Source organism: Paraburkholderia sp. J69-1 (genome assembly GCF_905220255.1).
Taxonomy (GTDB): domain Bacteria; phylum Pseudomonadota; class Gammaproteobacteria; order Burkholderiales; family Burkholderiaceae; genus Paraburkholderia.
This window is the reverse complement of the sequence record NZ_CAJMZG010000031.1, coordinates 41,218-56,771: the sequence shown is the minus strand read 5'-3', so window position 1 is coordinate 56,771 and position 15,554 is coordinate 41,218. Positions and strand designations below refer to the sequence as shown.

The following is a 15,554-nucleotide window of genomic DNA, read 5'->3' as shown; positions in this document are numbered from 1 at the left end:
CTGTAAATCCTGTCGAGCTTTCCACCCCGTAGCCAGCCCGCGGCCAGATCGGTAACCGTGTGCGCCCAAAAGCGCGCGTCACCGGATGGAAGTTCTCCGTTCGGCAAAAGCGAGGCGTGACGCAAAAGCGTACGCAAGTCGTCCTGATGGCTCAATTGGCCTCCCTGGAATGGATCGATGAAATGGTCGCTTCGATCACTGCGGCAATCGCCGGACCGGCACGATGCAGACATGTGAGGTGACCGCCCTCCACTTCGCTCGCGCGCAGGCTGCCGCGCGCGAGACGATCGACGCCCTCGCACATGGGCAAGCACGCGAACAGTTCGTCGTCGCGCGCCGCGATGACGTCCACCTGCGCCGCTGCCTGCCCGAGCTGCGCGTACCAATCTTCGGGCGCAAGCGCTGCGAACAAAGCGGCCGACACGCTCGTGAGCAATCCTGCGGCCGCCGCGGCTTCCGGTGCATAATCGAAACGCACACGCGCTTCGTCGCCACTCGCATGCTCCTTCGAATGTTGAACAAATCGCGCTTGCATGGCGTCTTGCACGGCGTCGATCTCGGCGCGGCCGGTATAGGGCGCGAGCAATATGAGGCTATCCACGCGGTCTCGCCGCGCCGGACCATGGCGCGTGAGCCAGTTCAGCGCGAGGCCGGCGCCAAGCGAGTGCCCGCCCACGTGCACGGTCGCGCCCGGATAGCGCGCTCGTGCGGTTTCCACCCATCGGTCAACGTCACGCCATAGGCATGCAGGATGCGCCGCTTTACCGCGCGCCCCGCCTGATCGGCCATGCCCCCGCAAGTCGGGGACCAGCGCCGCACAGGGGCCGCTATCGCGTATCGACGCGCAGAGGTCGAGATAGCCCGCGCTCATGTGTGCGCCCGCACCATGGAAGAAAATCAGCACGGACTGCACGGGGCCGCCCCTGGGTTCGAGCACGCCGGCGATGAGATCGGTGCCGTCGTCCGCGAGCACACGCACACGCCGGTCGGGTGGCGCGGGCGGCCGCACGGCGCAGGCGGCGGCAAAGTCCCGCAGCATCGATCGATTGTCGTGAGCAGGACTCATCAATCCGACAACCTCGACAGTTGCGCATCGAGCTCGCGAATCGTCGTGTGCTCGTCGATCTGAATCTCTTCGTAGTTCTTGACATCGACGTAGATCTGCTGACAGATCACCACCATTTCCACGATATTCAGCGAATCGACGCCGAGTTGCGACATGGGCGTGTCGAGATCGATCTGCCGCACGCCGAGCAGTCTTTTCATCTCTTCGGCGAATGCCGTAAGGGCCTGGCTTTCAGTTTGAGACATTGGAATATCCATGAACGGAGACAGTCAAACACGAGTGAGGTCAGCGTCCGTCACTCGTCACCCAGTTGAAGCGGCGTGCGCCAAAACCGATCATCACGATGCCGCACACGATCATTCCGGCCGACCAGGCAACTGCCACGGCGGGATCGAAGTTGTCTGCGTAGACCGCGCGGAGCAGCGTGACGAACTGATACAGCGGCGAGCGATGGGCAACGGCCTGGAGCCAGCCGGGAAAGATGGCCACCGGCAGAAATAGATCGGAAAGAAAAATCACCGGCACGTTGAGAATGTTGGCGAGCGCGGTGGCCGTCGCGGTGCGTTTCACGATCGACGCGAGGATGATGCCCACGCCGATCATTGCCAGTGAGCCCGATACGGCCAGCATCATCAGCCATGCGAGCGTGCGCGGCCGCACCGGCGTCGCGCCGGGCGCGAGATGCGACATCAGCATCACGAAAAGCAATGTGAACACCGCGAGAATCAGCGTTCTCGAAAGCGCGAAGCCCGCGAAGAAGACCCCACCCGGAACGGGGAAAAGGCCCAACATCCGCAGTTTGTTCGACGCGCGCAGCTCGATCAGCGGCAATACGAAGCTGAACAGCGCACTCGTGAAGATTGTCAGGACCGGGAGGCCCGTGATGAGATAGTCAGCGTAGCGAATGCTGCCCGCACGATACTGGCCACCGAAGATGGTGTTCATGAGCAGAAACAGAATCACCGGATAGGCGAAGGTCCAGAACATCGCGAGCGGATGCACGAGATACGTTTTCATCTCCATGCGCGAAAACTGCGCCATCGCGCCCGACAGTTTCAAGGTATGACTAAGCATGCGAGCTGCCCTCCAGCAAATCGGCAGCCGCCGGCTGCCACATCCTGACGTTGGTGAAGCGAGCCATCGCCGCGAGCTTTGCAGCTGCGTCGCGTAATGCGATGCCCCCGAAATAGGCGATCGACTGTTCGCGCGTGGCGCGCCGCACCAGCGACGGGTGCTCCGCCAGTACGGCATCCGCCTCGCGCAACGCGTCTTCGTCGCCGGAAAACAGACACGCGAATGCACCAAAGTCGGCCTCGATGACCGTCTCGAGCGAGCCTGCTCTGTCGACTCGGCCACCGACGAGCCGCAGCACGCCGGTACTCTCCGCCATCACCGCCGCCGTATGCGTGATGAAGAGACAGGCCATATCCGGATTCGCGCGCGCGGCGTCGCGCACATTCGCGCGAAACACCGCCTCGTAGTGCGGATCCAGGTTTGACGTAGGCTCGTCGAAAATCATCAGCTCGGGCACATGCGCCATCGCCAGCGCCAGTTGCACGCGCTGCCGCTCGCCCGAAGACAGCACGCCGAAACGCTTGCCGAATAACTGCGGAACGCCAAATGCCTCGAACACCTCATCGGACGACACCGCATACATACGCTTGTGCAGCCGGTAAAGATCCTTCACGCGGTAGAGATCATTGAAGCCCGCGTTCTGCATCTGCACGCCAAGGCGTGCGCGCAACGATTCGTCGAGCCGCGGGCGGCGCGAACCGAACAGCGAGATCTGCGCGTCCGGCACGATGCGAGCACCCAGCAGACACTCGATAAAGGTGGACTTGCCGCTGCCGTTCGGGCCGATAATCGCGACCCGTTCGCCCCGATAGAGACGGAAGTCCGGAATGGTCAATGCGAACGTTCCTGGCAGTTTCACGTGCAGTCCCGCCACGTTGATACAGGGATTTTCCGCGTCGTCGGAATCGATGTCGTGTCTTGTCGTGGTCATGATGGTTATTCGCACTCAAGCGGAAAAGTAATAGAGACTTTCTAGCAATCGCTCGGAAATCAGTTTGCCGTCCGAGGAACCGGCGTCCTTTCCACGCGCCCCTTGTGCGACGCGCGGTGAAAATGGCAGATTGCCGGTGCTGGCAAAACGTATCGCACCCGCAGCGTCCCGCACGGGAATGACATCGCCGCGTGCGCAGATGTTGGCCGGGAACGGAATGTCGAGCCAGCCCTTTTCGAAGGCCGCCACGGTTGCGCCTGGCAGATCGGCGTGCGCGAGCAGCGGCGCGAGCATGAGATCGACTTCTGCTTCGATCTGATTCGACTCCTCGGCCAGCATGTCGCTCGTCAGCAGCGGCAAGCCGATCCTGTTCTCCACCGCGCAGCGCGTCATCACGAGACTCGCGATGTTCGCTTCGGCATCGGGCCTCCCCACCGCTTCCTGATACGTCTTGGTGATGACTTTCGTTGCGCGTCCGAGCCGGGCCGCCAACCCGCCCGCGTAGATGAGCGCATCCGCGCGCTGCCGGTCCACAGGAAAGATACCCATGAACTGATGCAAAACGATGTGCACGGCCACGTCCGGCGGCAGATACTTCGCCGCCAGCGAGCGCGCGCAATGCATCGCGGCGACGTCCTGCACGATGTTGCCGCCCTGCGGCAGCGACAGCGATATACTCCTGCACCCCGCGCGGGTCGCCAATATCGCCTCGATTAGCACACAGACGATCGCAATCGACGGCGGCACGATCACACCCGTTAGCGATCCGAACATTTCTCGCTCGACGATCACGTTTTCCGCTGCTAGCAGTCCGACAGCTTCGTCGATCTCCTGCCAGCACGACAGGGAATGCGCGAGCGGCACGTTCTTGCAGTACGGCAAGTTGTAGCCGATGCCGCCGCCTTCGAAGCTCGTGAGCCCTGCGGCCACGCTCTCCGCAAAGAGCCGTCGGCCATCCGGCGAGCCGTGCCGCACCTGCAAAGGGACTTCCACTGCATTGTCGAGCAGGCGCGCGCGCGCGTATCCGTGCGCCACAAGCGGGTAGCCGTTGAGCTGGTCCGGATCGGCTTCGAGCACCGCACGCGCCTTGTCGAAATGTCCAAGGCGCGTATGGGAGTCGATCGTCAACGTCAGCACATCGGGGTTCGCATGACACTCGAGCGTCTGAAGCAGGTGCTGCATGCGCTCCTGAGAGCCGACGCCACAACGCGGTTGCATCAGCACGTCGCCGTTTGCGTCGGCCTGCGCCAGGCGCTGAGCCACGGTCACCTTGCTGCGGCCACGCACGTAGTCGATCAGTTCGTCCGGGCGCGGCAGATGCTCCGCCAGCCGCAGGCACGGAAAATCGCTTCGCGTCATCGCACGCAGGCCTCGCGAGACGCGTCGGCATGCGTGTCCTGTTGCGGTTCGGAGCGCGGCAGCGTCGCCAGATACGCCATCAGCGCCGCGGGACTGTTTGCGATGCAGGTGACACCTAACGTATAGAGTTGCGCGTCGATCTCGTCAGAAGGCGTGCAGCCAACGAAATAGTGACCGCCGAGCACGACCGGAATGCCAGGCGCGTGGCGACGCTTCAGTTCGCCCAGGTCACGCAGATCCGCTAGCGCACAGCCATTCTGATTCGCGATGACGATTGCAAGCGGCGGCGCCTTGTTTTGCCAAACGTGAAAGAACGCCGAGGTCTCGTTGCAACATGAGAGATTGATGACATCGTAGCCGCGCTCCACAAGCGCCATGGCAATGACGTAGAGTGAAACGACGTGCGCATCACTCTCGGTCGCACCGAGCACGATGAGGGGTTGGTTCGTCGCCATGCTTGCTCTCCCATCCATTCGAAGATGTAGTTAACCGGCTTGACGGGCAGGAGCAGGCTGAGCCGAGCGCTCGCGGCCGCGCCGCGACGGCGATGAGGAATCGAATACGTCGTCGTATCGCTTATGCAGCGTGCCCATCACCCGGTCCCAAAACAGGAAATAAAGGCCATAGTTGCAGCGGCTGAATTCATGGTGCATCTGGTGCGCGGTGGTGGTGCCGATCCAGCGGCCGATCCGGCTGCGACTAAAGCCGCGCGGCAGAAATTCGACGCCAAGATGCGTCACCACCCCAACGGCGGCATCGATCCAGAGAAACGTCATATAGGCCAGCTGGTGCTTCGGCACGAAGAACAAAATGATGAGATAGGGAATCACCGCGCCGATGATCGCCTCCAGCGGATGCACGGCGAACGCCGTCAACGGATTCGGCTGGATCGAAAGATGATGCGCGCGGTGCGTGAAGCGGAAGAGCGAACGATGATGCAGCAGCCGATGCTCCCAATAGAACATCGTGTCGCGAACGACCATCATCAGGACAATGCTGAAGAAGAAATAGCCCCAGCCGTAGGTGTCGATACCCGAATAGAAATTGAGCTTCGGGCCCATTCCGGCGAGCATGATGAGCGGTCCCATGGCCGCGCCGAGCACGATGGTCGAGGTACTCAGCCAGGCCTCACGCCACAGTTGAGCAGCCCCCGGCCGCGGCGGCGTGCCGCGACCGAAGCGTATCGGCTTGCGACTGACCCACGCGAGCAGCGCAAAGGCTGGAATAACAAAGGCAAGGTAGTGGATCGCGTTCATGAGGCTGTAGTCGGCCATCATGGAGGCGAGCAGCGCAAACGGCACGTGTGCGATATTCATCGGCAGGTCCAGTCTGGAAACGGATAGAAAGAGTTACGCGTGGCGGCCAATCATCTCTCATGCGCCCGCGTGTTCGTGATGGGCGTGCACGCTCGCGGCCGGCTCCCACGGCTCGGCGAGATCGCGCGCAATGGTGTGAAACGCCGCGTTCGCAAGCGCAAGGCGATGCCGCACGAAGTGTCTGGCGGCATCGATCTTGTCGCCATAGAACGTCCGGTCGTCCTGCGCCACCCCGCCATCGCGCAGCGCGCATGCGCTGATGCCCGCAGCTTCCAGCAGATGCCACGCGATCAGGTAGTCGCCCAGTGCCGCCTGAAATGCACACGACACGGCGGGCACGCGGTTCATGTTCCCCGCGCGTACGGCCGTGCCGATGGCGCTGGCGCAGACCATTAACGCATCACCGGCCTCGTTCACGAGTTGAGCTTCCACGTCGGCTATCTCCAGCGACCGTACGAATGCAAGCGTCTGCTGCACCTGATCGACCACCGTCTGCAACTTGTGGGGACGCAGGCAGAGTCCAAGCTTGTCGCGCACAAGAAATAGCGACTGCATGTGATTCGTACCTTCCCAGATCGACAGGATCTTGCAGTCGCGTGCCTGCTGCTCGACCGGGTAGTCCCGCAGGTACCCCACGCCGCCGAATGTCTGGATCGCAGTTTCGGTCACGCGCCAGGCCTGATCCGAGGTATAGGCCTTCACGATGGGCAGCAACACGTCGAGCAGATTCTGTGCGACCGAGCGCGCGGCGGGGTCGCCCGTCGCGCTGCGCAATTCGGCCTGGCACAGTCCCAGGCGCGCAATCAGCGCACGGCAGCCGCTCGTGACCGCCAGCATGTCGAGACGCATGCGGCGCACGTCGGGGTGTGCCTCGATGGGCAGACTCGGTGCATTGCCACTCATCGACTGATCGAACCGCTTGCCCTGCACCCGCTGCGAAGCATAGTCGTGCGCCGCTTCACACGCGGCTGAGGCCAAACCCAGCGCGTAAATGCCCGTGCTGATGCGCGCGGGCGTCATCATCGTCATGAGTTGCTGCAGGCCATGTCCCTGCGTCTCGCCAAGCAGCCATGCAACGGTCGGCACCTCTTCGCTGAACGTGAGGTGCGTATTCGCGCAGCCCTTGAGCCCCATCTTGCGTACGACTTCGCGGCAGCGCACGCCGTTGTCGATGGTAGGACGCCCCGCTGTGTCGAGTCTGAAGCGCGGCACGAGGAAGCAGGAAAGCCCCATCATTCCCGATGCTTTTCCGGAGGTCCGCGCGAGAACGAAATAGCAGATGTTGTCCGTGAGTTCGTGCATGCCTGCGGAAATGAGCCACTTATGGCCCTCGAGCCGATAGGTACCGTCGTCCTGAAGCGTGGCGCACGCCTGTAGCAGATTGAGGTCGGAGCCTGCGCTTTTTTCGGTGATGCAAAGACAGGCGCTGGAATCGAGCGAACGGAGCGCCGGCGCGAATTGCGCCTTGAGCGTCTTGCTTCCAAACGTCTCAAGCAACGTGAGCGCCGGTCGATTAAACCCGACATAGGTGACGAAGGAGGGATTGGCGCCGACCATCATCTCCACGACCATGTGCTGCACGATCTCCAGCGTGCCGCGCGTTTCGTCGTCCGACATGAAGCCGAGTTGATTCGCGAGCCGCCGATACCCTTCGAGCAGCGCCGGAAAACTCTCGGGCGTGCATACCGTGCCCTGGCTGTCGAGATGGGCCTCCTGTTCATCGCTCTCGCGATAGCTCGGGGCCATTTCGCGTTCGGTGTAATCGGCAATCTGCCGCAGCAGCGCCGTCACGCCCTCGCGGGTGACGCCCGCGGACAGGTGCGGATTCGAGTGCACCCTGAACTGCTCCCAGAGCAGGAAGGCGAAATCCCGCAACGGCGCGCGATAAGTGAGTTTATGGGAGCGAATCTGCATGATCGAAATTCCATTTGAAATAGAAGTCGCGCTGGCCAAAATATTCGGGCTTCGCATACAGCACATCGCGGCTCGCGCTGCGCGCGGTTTGCCGGTGAGGCGCAGGCACGGAATGAATCGGCAGCGGGGCCGCACGGCTGGGATGCGGTACATGAGGCGCATCAGGCGGCGCGACCAGCAGCATCCCCAGCCGCCCCCCCGCGCCCAGGCAGGTCAGCAGCAGCGGCCGCTCCCTTGCCTGCGCTTCATGGGCGCGCAGATCCAGCAGCGGCCGCACGCTCATGTAATGCGTCGCATCGGATTCGACACTGGGCATCCATGACATGCTGCCGCTCAGCCCAATTTCCGGGCAGTGCATGTCCACGAGTTGAACCAGACGCTGCGACCAGGCGGAGACGTTCGCGAAAGTCACCACCTGAAGCGCGGGATGCGAGCGGTAAAGCGCTGCAAGACAACCCACAATTTCGCGCGCAAGGCTCACGGTGCCGAGAAGCCGCGCGGGCTTGGCGAGGATCGTGCAAAAGTCGATGCGCAAAGCGTTCGCGCGCGGCGTCCGGCCCAGTCGCACGACGCACGCGCTGTCCTTCGCGATGAAGCCGTCGCCGCCGTATCCCACGCCCGCACCATCGAGCGTTTCCTGCACGAACCATGAAGGCGTTTCGAGCAGCACGAGCGTCGCCGATTCCGCATCGGAGGCGAGAAATTCCAGCACGCAGCCGAAAAAACCCGCGCAGCCGATCGACACGAAGGCGCTCCGTGCATCGGCAGCGGACGGATAAAACCTGCGCAGCAAGGCCAACGCCTGTTCGACGCCGAGAATGCCGACCTCGGCGGAACTGGTGACAAGACACAGTTCCGTGTCGAAGCCCGCCGGCACGCTGCATTCGTCGTCCGGGAGGAAAACCACTTCTTCGATATAGGCGGCGCGAACGTTCATGACGCCCCGCCTGGACAATCCCGCAACCGCCGTTGCCTGAAGCCGCGCGTGACCAGCCAGTTCACGAGTGCGAGAAAGGACTCACGGTCGCCTTCGGGTGCGCCGAACCACGCCAGTTGCAGTGTGTTATTCCCCGCCTCAAGCGGATAGCGGATCAAACTCTCCCGTATCGCGACAAAGCGTGCGCCTTCGCGGCGCAGGCGGCGGACTTCGGCGCTAACGTCATCGACCACCACGATATCGTCGCCGAACATCCCGGCCGGCATGCGCGCGATGCCGGGCATGCGCACATTCACGATGACCTCTGCGGGACGCGGGTCGAGCGTCGTGCGCACTTCGTCGATCAGCGCCGCGAGTAACGCATACTTGCTTTCATACGTCAGCAAGGCTCGCGTACCGCGTGGGCGGCAGGCACTCAACATCGCATAGCAGGCAAAATCCGCGTCATCATGAAAGGGCATGACGCGAGCATCCGACACGGCCACGCGCGCCGCGCCGGTAAGGCCTTCAAAAATTCCCTGAAAGAACATCGTCATGCGCGCACCTCGCACTTCGCCGCTTCGGCCTCATGCGCGAAGGCCAGCGTCGCGTCCCGCGCGATGCGCAAATCGGCCATGGCCCAGCATCCGCGCAGCGATGCCGATGTCGCGGTGAAAACATCGTTCTCGTCGCGCGCACCTTGCCCTAAAGCCGCAATGAACGCGATCCAGGTATCGGAGCCGAAAGCATGACCGTACTCGGCGTGCAGGTTCGGCATGAGTCGCCGCGTGTCCAGGAAGCGCGGGTAAATCGAATCCATGCCGGCCGGCAGAAACGGGGTGTTGGCAAGCCGGGAACTCGACTGGTCCAGCCATTCCCGCAGACGCACGCAGAATTCGCCCATCGGCCAGGCGGAGCGTGAAAGACCCGTTTCCAGACGTAACGCGCCCGCCGCAGGCATGCGGATGGCAATCGTCGCCACGCCGAAGCCCGATTTCCCCCACGCCTCGTTTTCACGCCAGAAACTCAGATCGAGCAGGTTGATGTCCACTACCGAGATGATGGCCACGCTTCCAGGTGCGCAACGCCGCCGCGCATACGCGAGCATGAATCCCCACCCGGCGCATTCATAGGCCGGCGTGAAATTCTCGGGTGCGAAGCACGTGTGGCGCCGCGCCGCCGCGCGAACGGCGCGCCAGTCGAGCCAGCCCGTCGTAAACGGCATATCCATCATGGTCGACACGCACACGTTGAACGTCACTTCCGAGCGCTCGAAGCACCGTGTCGTGCGGTCGATCTGTTCGCCTAGCAGCGCACCGAGCCACAGGGCGGCCTGCGTGCCCGAGCGCCTCGCTGCCTCAGGCACGCCTGATACACGCTGATATTGCGCGGCTTCAAGCGTGAGCATGACGCGCTCTCCGGTTGCGCTCGTAGATCTCCAGGAAGCAACGGTACGAACTCCCCTCCATCTTCGTGAACGCCAGCAGGTCGCGCTGGTCCGTCGCGCGCGTAACGCTGCCGCGCATCAGCAGTTCGACCCACGTTTCGTTGGCGATCCACTTGAGCGCCATTGCCTGGTCTTCAGAGAAGCGGTCGAAATGGCCGCACGCCGTCTGCATCAGGCTCGCTTTCTCCAGAAAGCCGATTCGTTCGATCGCCGCTTCGTCGAGCACCACCCGCCCATTGGCGGCAAGCCAGCGCACGTGCGCGCAGAGTGCGCGAATCAACCACGGCCGCGCACACGCCAGAAAAATCTTGGCCGATATCGGTCCGCCCTTCGACATTGCACTGTCGGCATCGAACGGTGCGCGCAAGGCAACGTTGCCAAGCGGCAGTGCACCGTCGAGGAACGGTGCGCCGGTATTTGCGCGCTTCGCGGTGCGATAGACATCCGGCGCGATCAGGATCGGTGAAAGTATCATCGACTGTCCGCGCCGCACCACGACGATGGCAAAGTCCGCGCGAGTCGCGTTCATCGCCCAGATCTTGTCCACGACCAATTCGCCCGGTGCCTTCAGCGGCGCCGTCGAGTACCAATGAGAAGCCAGCGGTCCACCCGCGTCGGTCATGCAGAACGCGCCGGTCATGTCCGCCGCGACCCACTGCGCCACACTCTCAGTCTGCGCCTGCGAACCGGAAAGCGTGAGCATCAGCGAGCCGAGCAGCCCAAAGAAGCGCACCGCCTGCGGACCGAACCCGCCGTGCCGCGTTGCCTCGATCGCCTGTTCGAGCACGGGCGACATCGGCATCGCGGGAAGCGCGGTTTTTACGTTCGACGTCTCAGCCTGCCGAAAACGCGTGTGCGGGTCCGCGATGATCATGGCGGAGTCCATGAGCCGCGTGGCCGATTGCGCGAGCAGTCCGGAGACCGCCGCTGGGATGTTTGTGTGACGCGCGATCGCCGCGAGTGCGCTTTCGCTGAACACGGTGCCAAGATCAGACGACATAGGCCGTTGCGCCTCCAAGCGTCAGGAACTGATTCATCGAATAGGTCTGGACGTACGCGCCGCATTGGTCAAACACCACCGTGTCGCCCTCGCGCACGTCGCAGCTCACCACGCCAATGACGTCGTCGCGGCTGCACGTCGATCCCACGAGCGTCGTCGATTCGCCCGTCTGTTCTCGCTCGCTGTCGCGCCCGATGATCCGCGGCTCACGATACTTGCGCATCATGTTTTCGGTCTGCGCGAGCAGGAAGGCCTGCGCCATTCCGCCGTCGCAGATCGCGTAGCGCTGCCCGCCGACGCGCTTGAGCGCAATCACACGCGCGACAAAGACGCCGGCTGACGCGAACAGGGCACGGCCGAATTCGTGAACGACCTTGACATGCGGCGGCAGGCTGCGCAGCGCCTCGCGATAGGCAGAAAAGTCGTGGCCGCGCTCCGGCCAGTTCTCCTCAAGCCCTCCGCCGGCGTTGACCACCGCGAGGGGCGCGCCGAGGCGCGATTCGATGAGCGGAATGATTTGCGCAAGCGCCTCGACGACAAACTGCCCGGTGCGGCCGAAGGTATGCGGGCCGCCGTACAGATGAACACCCTCCACAGGAATGCCCAGCGCCTTCGCGCGATCAATCGCCACGAACGCTTCGTCAAGATCCATGCCGAACTGATCGAACCGAAGCCGTGGCGCGGCGGGATTGAACGTCTCGATCAACCGGTTCGTCAGCCGAAGCATGATCGGCTTCACTTCGCGCGTGCCGCGCACGCCGTGCAACAGATCCACTTGCGCGGGCGTATCGACGATGAAGCTGGCACGCGCGTTGATCCCGGCTTTTGCCAGCGTCGTCGTGAGCGCGGGCGTGTTGATGTAGAGATGTCTCGGCTTGAACCCGGCGAACGTATGCAGCTCGCCTCGCGACGCCAGTTCCAGGCCATCCAGACAGTCCGGCGGCAAACGTGCAATGAGATCGGCGTTCGGGCAGGCCTTGCAGGAGATGACAATGTCTGTGCCGAGTGCGTGCTTGATCTGCGTTATGCGCCCAGCGAGCGCCTGCGCGCTATAGACGTAAGCTGGCGAAGTGAGCGCGTAGAACTCCAGTTCTTCCCACCAGGCCGCATTCTTGACGGGCAACAACATAGCGTCACATCTCCTTTGCCATGCGCGCGAGCGCGCCGAGATCGATCTTGCCGACCGCAAGCGCTGGCCACTCGGGCAGGAAGCGCACGAACCGCGCTTGCAGCGAGCGATGCAGCGTGCTTCGCAGGCACGCGCGCACGCGTTCTTCCGCGTCCGTATCGCCAGGGCGGTTCAACACGACAAACAGCACGGCGCTCTCGTCGCCGTCGTCCTCGCGCCGGCCGATGGCAATCGCCGAGCCCACATCGGCGATCGACTCCGCAGCCGCCTCCAGATCGCGCGGATAGATGCAGTAGCCGCGCTGCTTGATGAGCGACTTCGAGCGTCCGACGAAGAAAAGGCAGTCGTCTTCGTCGCGCATGAAGAGGTCGCCCGTTGCTAGCCATACGTCGTCGCGATAGCGCCCCCCCACCAGCTTCGCGCCGGCGGTCGATTCGCCGCTGTGATAGCCCTGCATGACCGAGCTGCCGCGCAGATAAAGCTCTCCGACTTCACCCGGCTGCGCTTCGACGCGCTGTCCGGCCTCATCGAGGACCACCACGCGCGCGTCGAGCCCAGGCATCGGGCCGCCGACCGAATCAGGCTTGATGGCCACCCGCTCCGGCGGCAAGTACAAAGCTCGCTTGGATTCCGTGAGCCCATACATCGGGTAGATTTCTGCGTTCGGAAACGAGCGGCGAATGCCGTCGACAGTCGCCGCCGCCAAATGCCCTCCCGTATTGCAGACGAGCCGGACGGAGGGCAGCGTCTGCCCAAAAGTGTTCAGCACCGTCGAAAGACCCGACGCCAGCGCCGGAACGACGGGCAGGATCGTCGGGCGATGCGTATCGATCAGGCCCAGAACCTTGAGGGGATTCGTACGCTGGGTCGCCAGCACCAGTTCATTGCCCACGAACAGCGTGAACAGGACCTGATACAAGCCGTAATCGAGAAACATCGGCGGTACGCACAACACGCGGTCCTGTGCGTGCATGCCAAGGTAGGTGGCAATCGCACGCAGCGCGGACATCACGTTCGCATGCGTCAGAAGGACGCCCTTGGGCCGCCCCGAACTCCCCGAGGTGAAAATGATCAGCGCGAGATCGACGCCCGTTGCGCGTCGGATTGGCAGGCGCGTGTCGTGCGGCGCCGCGTGCTCGACACGCGTGCAAGCCCCGTGCGCCTCGAACACGGCGCGTGCACCCGACTGCTCGGTGATGAGCGCGTGCACATCGGCCGGCGCAGAGGGATCGACGGGGCACAACGCGCAGCCGTTGAGCCAGGTCGCGAGCATCATTGCGGCGCCGCGCGCGTCATTGTCCGCCTTCACGACAACCACATCGCCCGGCTGAACGCCCGCGGCGCGTAGCGCGCTGACGTAGCCGAACACAGCATTGCGCGTGACGGCGCCGCCGTTCGCATCCGCAATCCGCAGGCGGCCATCGCGCGCCACGGCATGCCACACCAGATGCTGGAGGGTTTGTGCCCAGATCCGTGGGTCCGCGTCCGGTGGCAGATTGCCGGGGAATCCCAGATCCGGGAGCCCGCCTGGGATCGTCATCTCGTTCTCGGTTGCATCCATTTCAGTACCCCATCTGAATCAAAGCGAGCATGGACTGCGCCGCGCCCTCGGTTTCCTCTGTGCTCCCCGCGAGCGAGGCGACGATCCGCGACAGCGGCTTCCATAACGCCGGCACCGGAATCCGTTTCGCGTGCATTCTTGCAATACGCCGCTGAGCAAGCGCATAGAGGTTTTCTCCCATTGGATCGCCTGGCGAAAAGCAATCCATCGGGATCGGTTCCGCCTGTGCCGCGACGTCGTCGGTCGCGATAACGCGGATGCAGCGCGTGGTATCGGGTAGCAGGTCATTCAATTGCTGTTGCGCCATCGGCGCGATCAGGCACCGTCGAATCTGGGCTTCGAGCTCGCGCGGCGGTATGCCTTGCCCGAGACCCAGCGCGATGCGCCGCCGCTCCTGAAGCACGCCGGCGTGCCGGGCAACGCGCATCGGCACGCCCGGCGCGAGTTGCGCAATAAAACCCTCATGATCAGCAGGCGGCAGCGCGGCGACGGCCTGGTGCGGCAGCTGCGTGCAAACATGCTGCAACAGCGAGAGCAGCGGCAGGTTTGTCATCGGCAACCCTGTTACCACGCGCATTTCCCGGGCGCGCGTGAGCACGCTGTAGCGCCAGCGATCGTCCTTCTTCTCGAGGTGCCTGCCCACGTAAATCCGCTCCCGCGGCGACGCCCGGACACTGTCCGCATCGTCTGCGGGAAACGCGAGCTTGCCTCCGGCAGGTGTTGCGCGCGGCCACAGATAACGCCCCGGCGCTAGCTCCGCCAATGCGCCGACGACGCCAAAGCGCGCGAGATCGCTCAGCACGTCCATTGATGGCGCCGTGCGTGCGAATGCCGATATATCGAACGCTTCCAGCCGCGCGCCCAGGCGCGTGAACCGGACGGTCATGGGCTGTGTGGAGCGCAGGCCCAGCGCGATGCGATGGTCATTCATTGTGTCCCGCCCCCGCTCGTTATCCCGTCGAGCCAACTCCTGAATGGCCTCAGTGCATGGAGCAGAACCGTGTAGTGATCCGCGCCCGGAATCGAGCACGACGTCAACGCCACCTCCGCCGCGAATGCCCACGGCAGAATCGTATGAATGGATGCATCGTTCACGAAGACGTCGCTTTCTCCCGTGACGAGCAATACCGGACATGCGATCGATTCGAACCACACTTCGGTTTCCTTCAGCATCGACGCCATGAGACCATTGGCGGTATAGGCGAAGGGCGCTTCGCCGGGCATCGAGGGCGCGCACGTCATCGCAGCGGCGAAGCGGTTCAGCCGCGTGATGCCATCGAAGAATCCTCTCGGCGAAAAGCGCATCGCTGCCCGCCCGTCGTCGCGCACCTCGCGCGCCGGCGCGGTGCGAACGGGCAAACGCCTCGCCTCGCGATGCCGCCGACCGCCAATGTCGCGGCGCACGAACACCGTGTCGTTCGCCAGCGTCGGCGCGATCAACGCCACGCCGGCTGGCGCGATGCCGGATCGCGCAAGCGCGCGCAGCAGCGTCACGGCCCCGCCGGAATGCGCCAACAGCACCAATGGGCCGGATCGCTCGGCCGCGAACCAGTTGAAGCAGCGCACAAGATCGTCGGCATACTGGTTGCGATGTGCGGAGTGGCCACGAACCCCGCCCGAGCGGCCATGTCCACGCATATCGACGAGCATGACGCGCGCACCCATCTGCGCAAGAAGCCGTGCAAACGATGTGTAGTGCGCTCCGTGCATTCCCGTGCCATGCACCAGCACGATCGTTCCTTTAGTCGTGTTGTGGCCGGCAATCTCGCTAACCGAGAGTTCGACGCCATCCGACATGGCGAGACGCAACTCCGTCGCCGCTATGCCGCCCGCGCGAGGCG

General features: G+C 63.5%; 16 protein-coding genes. All 16 read right to left on the bottom strand.

Annotated features, from left to right (window positions below; genetic code table 11):
- Positions 1 to 151: 151 nt before the first annotated feature.
- The 16 genes from U5A67_RS37195 to U5A67_RS37120 all read right to left on the bottom strand — a co-directional run bounded on the left by U5A67_RS37195 (position 152) and on the right by U5A67_RS37120 (position 15,510).
- Positions 152 to 1,039: an alpha/beta hydrolase gene (locus U5A67_RS37195; RefSeq protein WP_321818269.1), complete on the bottom strand. Its 888-nt coding sequence runs from the start codon at positions 1,037 to 1,039 to the stop codon at positions 152 to 154.
- 26 nt (positions 1,040 to 1,065) lie between these two features.
- Entirely contained in the window at positions 1,066 to 1,311 is a 246-nt protein-coding gene (locus U5A67_RS37190; protein WP_321818270.1) for an acyl carrier protein, read from the bottom strand.
- 40 nt (positions 1,312 to 1,351) lie between these two features.
- Entirely contained in the window at positions 1,352 to 2,140 is a 789-nt protein-coding gene (locus U5A67_RS37185; RefSeq protein ID WP_321818271.1) for an ABC transporter permease, read from the bottom strand.
- Positions 2,133 to 3,071, bottom strand: a complete 939-nt coding sequence (locus U5A67_RS37180; RefSeq protein ID WP_321818272.1) for an ABC transporter ATP-binding protein — start codon at positions 3,069 to 3,071, stop codon at positions 2,133 to 2,135. The genes U5A67_RS37185 and U5A67_RS37180 overlap by 8 nt, the downstream gene beginning before the upstream one ends.
- A gap of 15 nt (positions 3,072 to 3,086) precedes the next feature.
- Positions 3,087 to 4,430: a hypothetical protein gene (locus U5A67_RS37175; protein WP_321818273.1), complete on the bottom strand. Its 1,344-nt coding sequence runs from the start codon at positions 4,428 to 4,430 to the stop codon at positions 3,087 to 3,089.
- On the bottom strand, positions 4,427 to 4,885 hold the full coding sequence (locus U5A67_RS37170) for a cobalamin-dependent protein (RefSeq protein ID WP_321818274.1): 459 nt from the start codon (positions 4,883 to 4,885) through the stop codon (positions 4,427 to 4,429). Before U5A67_RS37170 ends, U5A67_RS37175 begins: the two co-directional genes overlap by 4 nt.
- A gap of 30 nt (positions 4,886 to 4,915) precedes the next feature.
- Positions 4,916 to 5,746, bottom strand: coding sequence for a sterol desaturase family protein (locus U5A67_RS37165; RefSeq protein WP_321818275.1), 831 nt, complete (start codon positions 5,744 to 5,746; stop codon positions 4,916 to 4,918).
- A 57-nt stretch (positions 5,747 to 5,803) separates the two neighbouring features.
- Entirely contained in the window at positions 5,804 to 7,660 is a 1,857-nt protein-coding gene (locus U5A67_RS37160; RefSeq protein ID WP_321818276.1) for an acyl-CoA dehydrogenase, read from the bottom strand.
- Positions 7,641 to 8,597, bottom strand: coding sequence for a hypothetical protein (locus U5A67_RS37155; RefSeq protein ID WP_321818277.1), 957 nt, complete (start codon positions 8,595 to 8,597; stop codon positions 7,641 to 7,643). The genes U5A67_RS37160 and U5A67_RS37155 overlap by 20 nt, the downstream gene beginning before the upstream one ends.
- Positions 8,594 to 9,058, bottom strand: a complete 465-nt coding sequence (locus U5A67_RS37150) for a hypothetical protein (RefSeq protein ID WP_321818278.1) — start codon at positions 9,056 to 9,058, stop codon at positions 8,594 to 8,596. Before U5A67_RS37150 ends, U5A67_RS37155 begins: the two co-directional genes overlap by 4 nt.
- A gap of 71 nt (positions 9,059 to 9,129) precedes the next feature.
- Complete coding sequence (locus U5A67_RS37145; protein WP_321818279.1) at positions 9,130 to 9,984, bottom strand: hypothetical protein; 855 nt, start codon at positions 9,982 to 9,984, stop codon at positions 9,130 to 9,132.
- On the bottom strand, positions 9,971 to 11,023 hold the full coding sequence (locus U5A67_RS37140; protein ID WP_321818280.1) for a hypothetical protein: 1,053 nt from the start codon (positions 11,021 to 11,023) through the stop codon (positions 9,971 to 9,973). The genes U5A67_RS37145 and U5A67_RS37140 overlap by 14 nt, the downstream gene beginning before the upstream one ends.
- Entirely contained in the window at positions 11,013 to 12,152 is a 1,140-nt protein-coding gene (locus U5A67_RS37135; RefSeq protein WP_321818281.1) for a hypothetical protein, read from the bottom strand. Before U5A67_RS37135 ends, U5A67_RS37140 begins: the two co-directional genes overlap by 11 nt.
- 4 nt (positions 12,153 to 12,156) lie before the next feature.
- A complete protein-coding gene (locus U5A67_RS37130) occupies positions 12,157 to 13,692 on the bottom strand; it encodes a class I adenylate-forming enzyme family protein (RefSeq protein ID WP_321818282.1) in 1,536 nt (511 codons plus the stop codon).
- Between the two features lie 22 nt (positions 13,693 to 13,714).
- Positions 13,715 to 14,644 (bottom strand): hypothetical protein, encoded by a 930-nt coding sequence (locus tag U5A67_RS37125; protein ID WP_321818283.1) that lies wholly within the window; start codon positions 14,642 to 14,644, stop codon positions 13,715 to 13,717.
- On the bottom strand, positions 14,641 to 15,510 hold the full coding sequence (locus U5A67_RS37120) for an alpha/beta fold hydrolase (RefSeq protein WP_321959806.1): 870 nt from the start codon (positions 15,508 to 15,510) through the stop codon (positions 14,641 to 14,643). The genes U5A67_RS37125 and U5A67_RS37120 overlap by 4 nt, the downstream gene beginning before the upstream one ends.
- Positions 15,511 to 15,554: the final 44 nt, after the last annotated feature.

Coding starts and splice junctions, on each gene's coding strand:
- U5A67_RS37140 (WP_321818280.1), bottom strand. CDS start 11,023: ATGTCGTCTGATCTTGGCACCGTGTTCAGCGAAAGCGCACTCGCGGCG.
- U5A67_RS37170 (WP_321818274.1), bottom strand. CDS start 4,885: ATGGCGACGAACCAACCCCTCATCGTGCTCGGTGCGACCGAGAGTGAT.
- U5A67_RS37195 (WP_321818269.1), bottom strand. CDS start 1,039: ATGCTGCGGGACTTTGCCGCCGCCTGCGCCGTGCGGCCGCCCGCGCCA.
- U5A67_RS37125 (WP_321818283.1), bottom strand. CDS start 14,644: ATGAATGACCATCGCATCGCGCTGGGCCTGCGCTCCACACAGCCCATG.
- U5A67_RS37120 (WP_321959806.1), bottom strand. CDS start 15,510: ATGTCGGATGGCGTCGAACTCTCGGTTAGCGAGATTGCCGGCCACAAC.
- U5A67_RS37190 (WP_321818270.1), bottom strand. CDS start 1,311: ATGTCTCAAACTGAAAGCCAGGCCCTTACGGCATTCGCCGAAGAGATG.
- U5A67_RS37135 (WP_321818281.1), bottom strand. CDS start 12,152: ATGTTGTTGCCCGTCAAGAATGCGGCCTGGTGGGAAGAACTGGAGTTC.
- U5A67_RS37165 (WP_321818275.1), bottom strand. CDS start 5,746: ATGAATATCGCACACGTGCCGTTTGCGCTGCTCGCCTCCATGATGGCC.
- U5A67_RS37180 (WP_321818272.1), bottom strand. CDS start 3,071: ATGACCACGACAAGACACGACATCGATTCCGACGACGCGGAAAATCCC.
- U5A67_RS37175 (WP_321818273.1), bottom strand. CDS start 4,430: ATGACGCGAAGCGATTTTCCGTGCCTGCGGCTGGCGGAGCATCTGCCG.
- U5A67_RS37155 (WP_321818277.1), bottom strand. CDS start 8,597: ATGAACGTTCGCGCCGCCTATATCGAAGAAGTGGTTTTCCTCCCGGAC.
- U5A67_RS37185 (WP_321818271.1), bottom strand. CDS start 2,140: ATGCTTAGTCATACCTTGAAACTGTCGGGCGCGATGGCGCAGTTTTCG.
- U5A67_RS37150 (WP_321818278.1), bottom strand. CDS start 9,058: ATGCCCTTTCATGATGACGCGGATTTTGCCTGCTATGCGATGTTGAGT.
- U5A67_RS37145 (WP_321818279.1), bottom strand. CDS start 9,984: ATGCTCACGCTTGAAGCCGCGCAATATCAGCGTGTATCAGGCGTGCCT.
- U5A67_RS37130 (WP_321818282.1), bottom strand. CDS start 13,692: ATGACGATCCCAGGCGGGCTCCCGGATCTGGGATTCCCCGGCAATCTG.
- U5A67_RS37160 (WP_321818276.1), bottom strand. CDS start 7,660: ATGCAGATTCGCTCCCATAAACTCACTTATCGCGCGCCGTTGCGGGAT.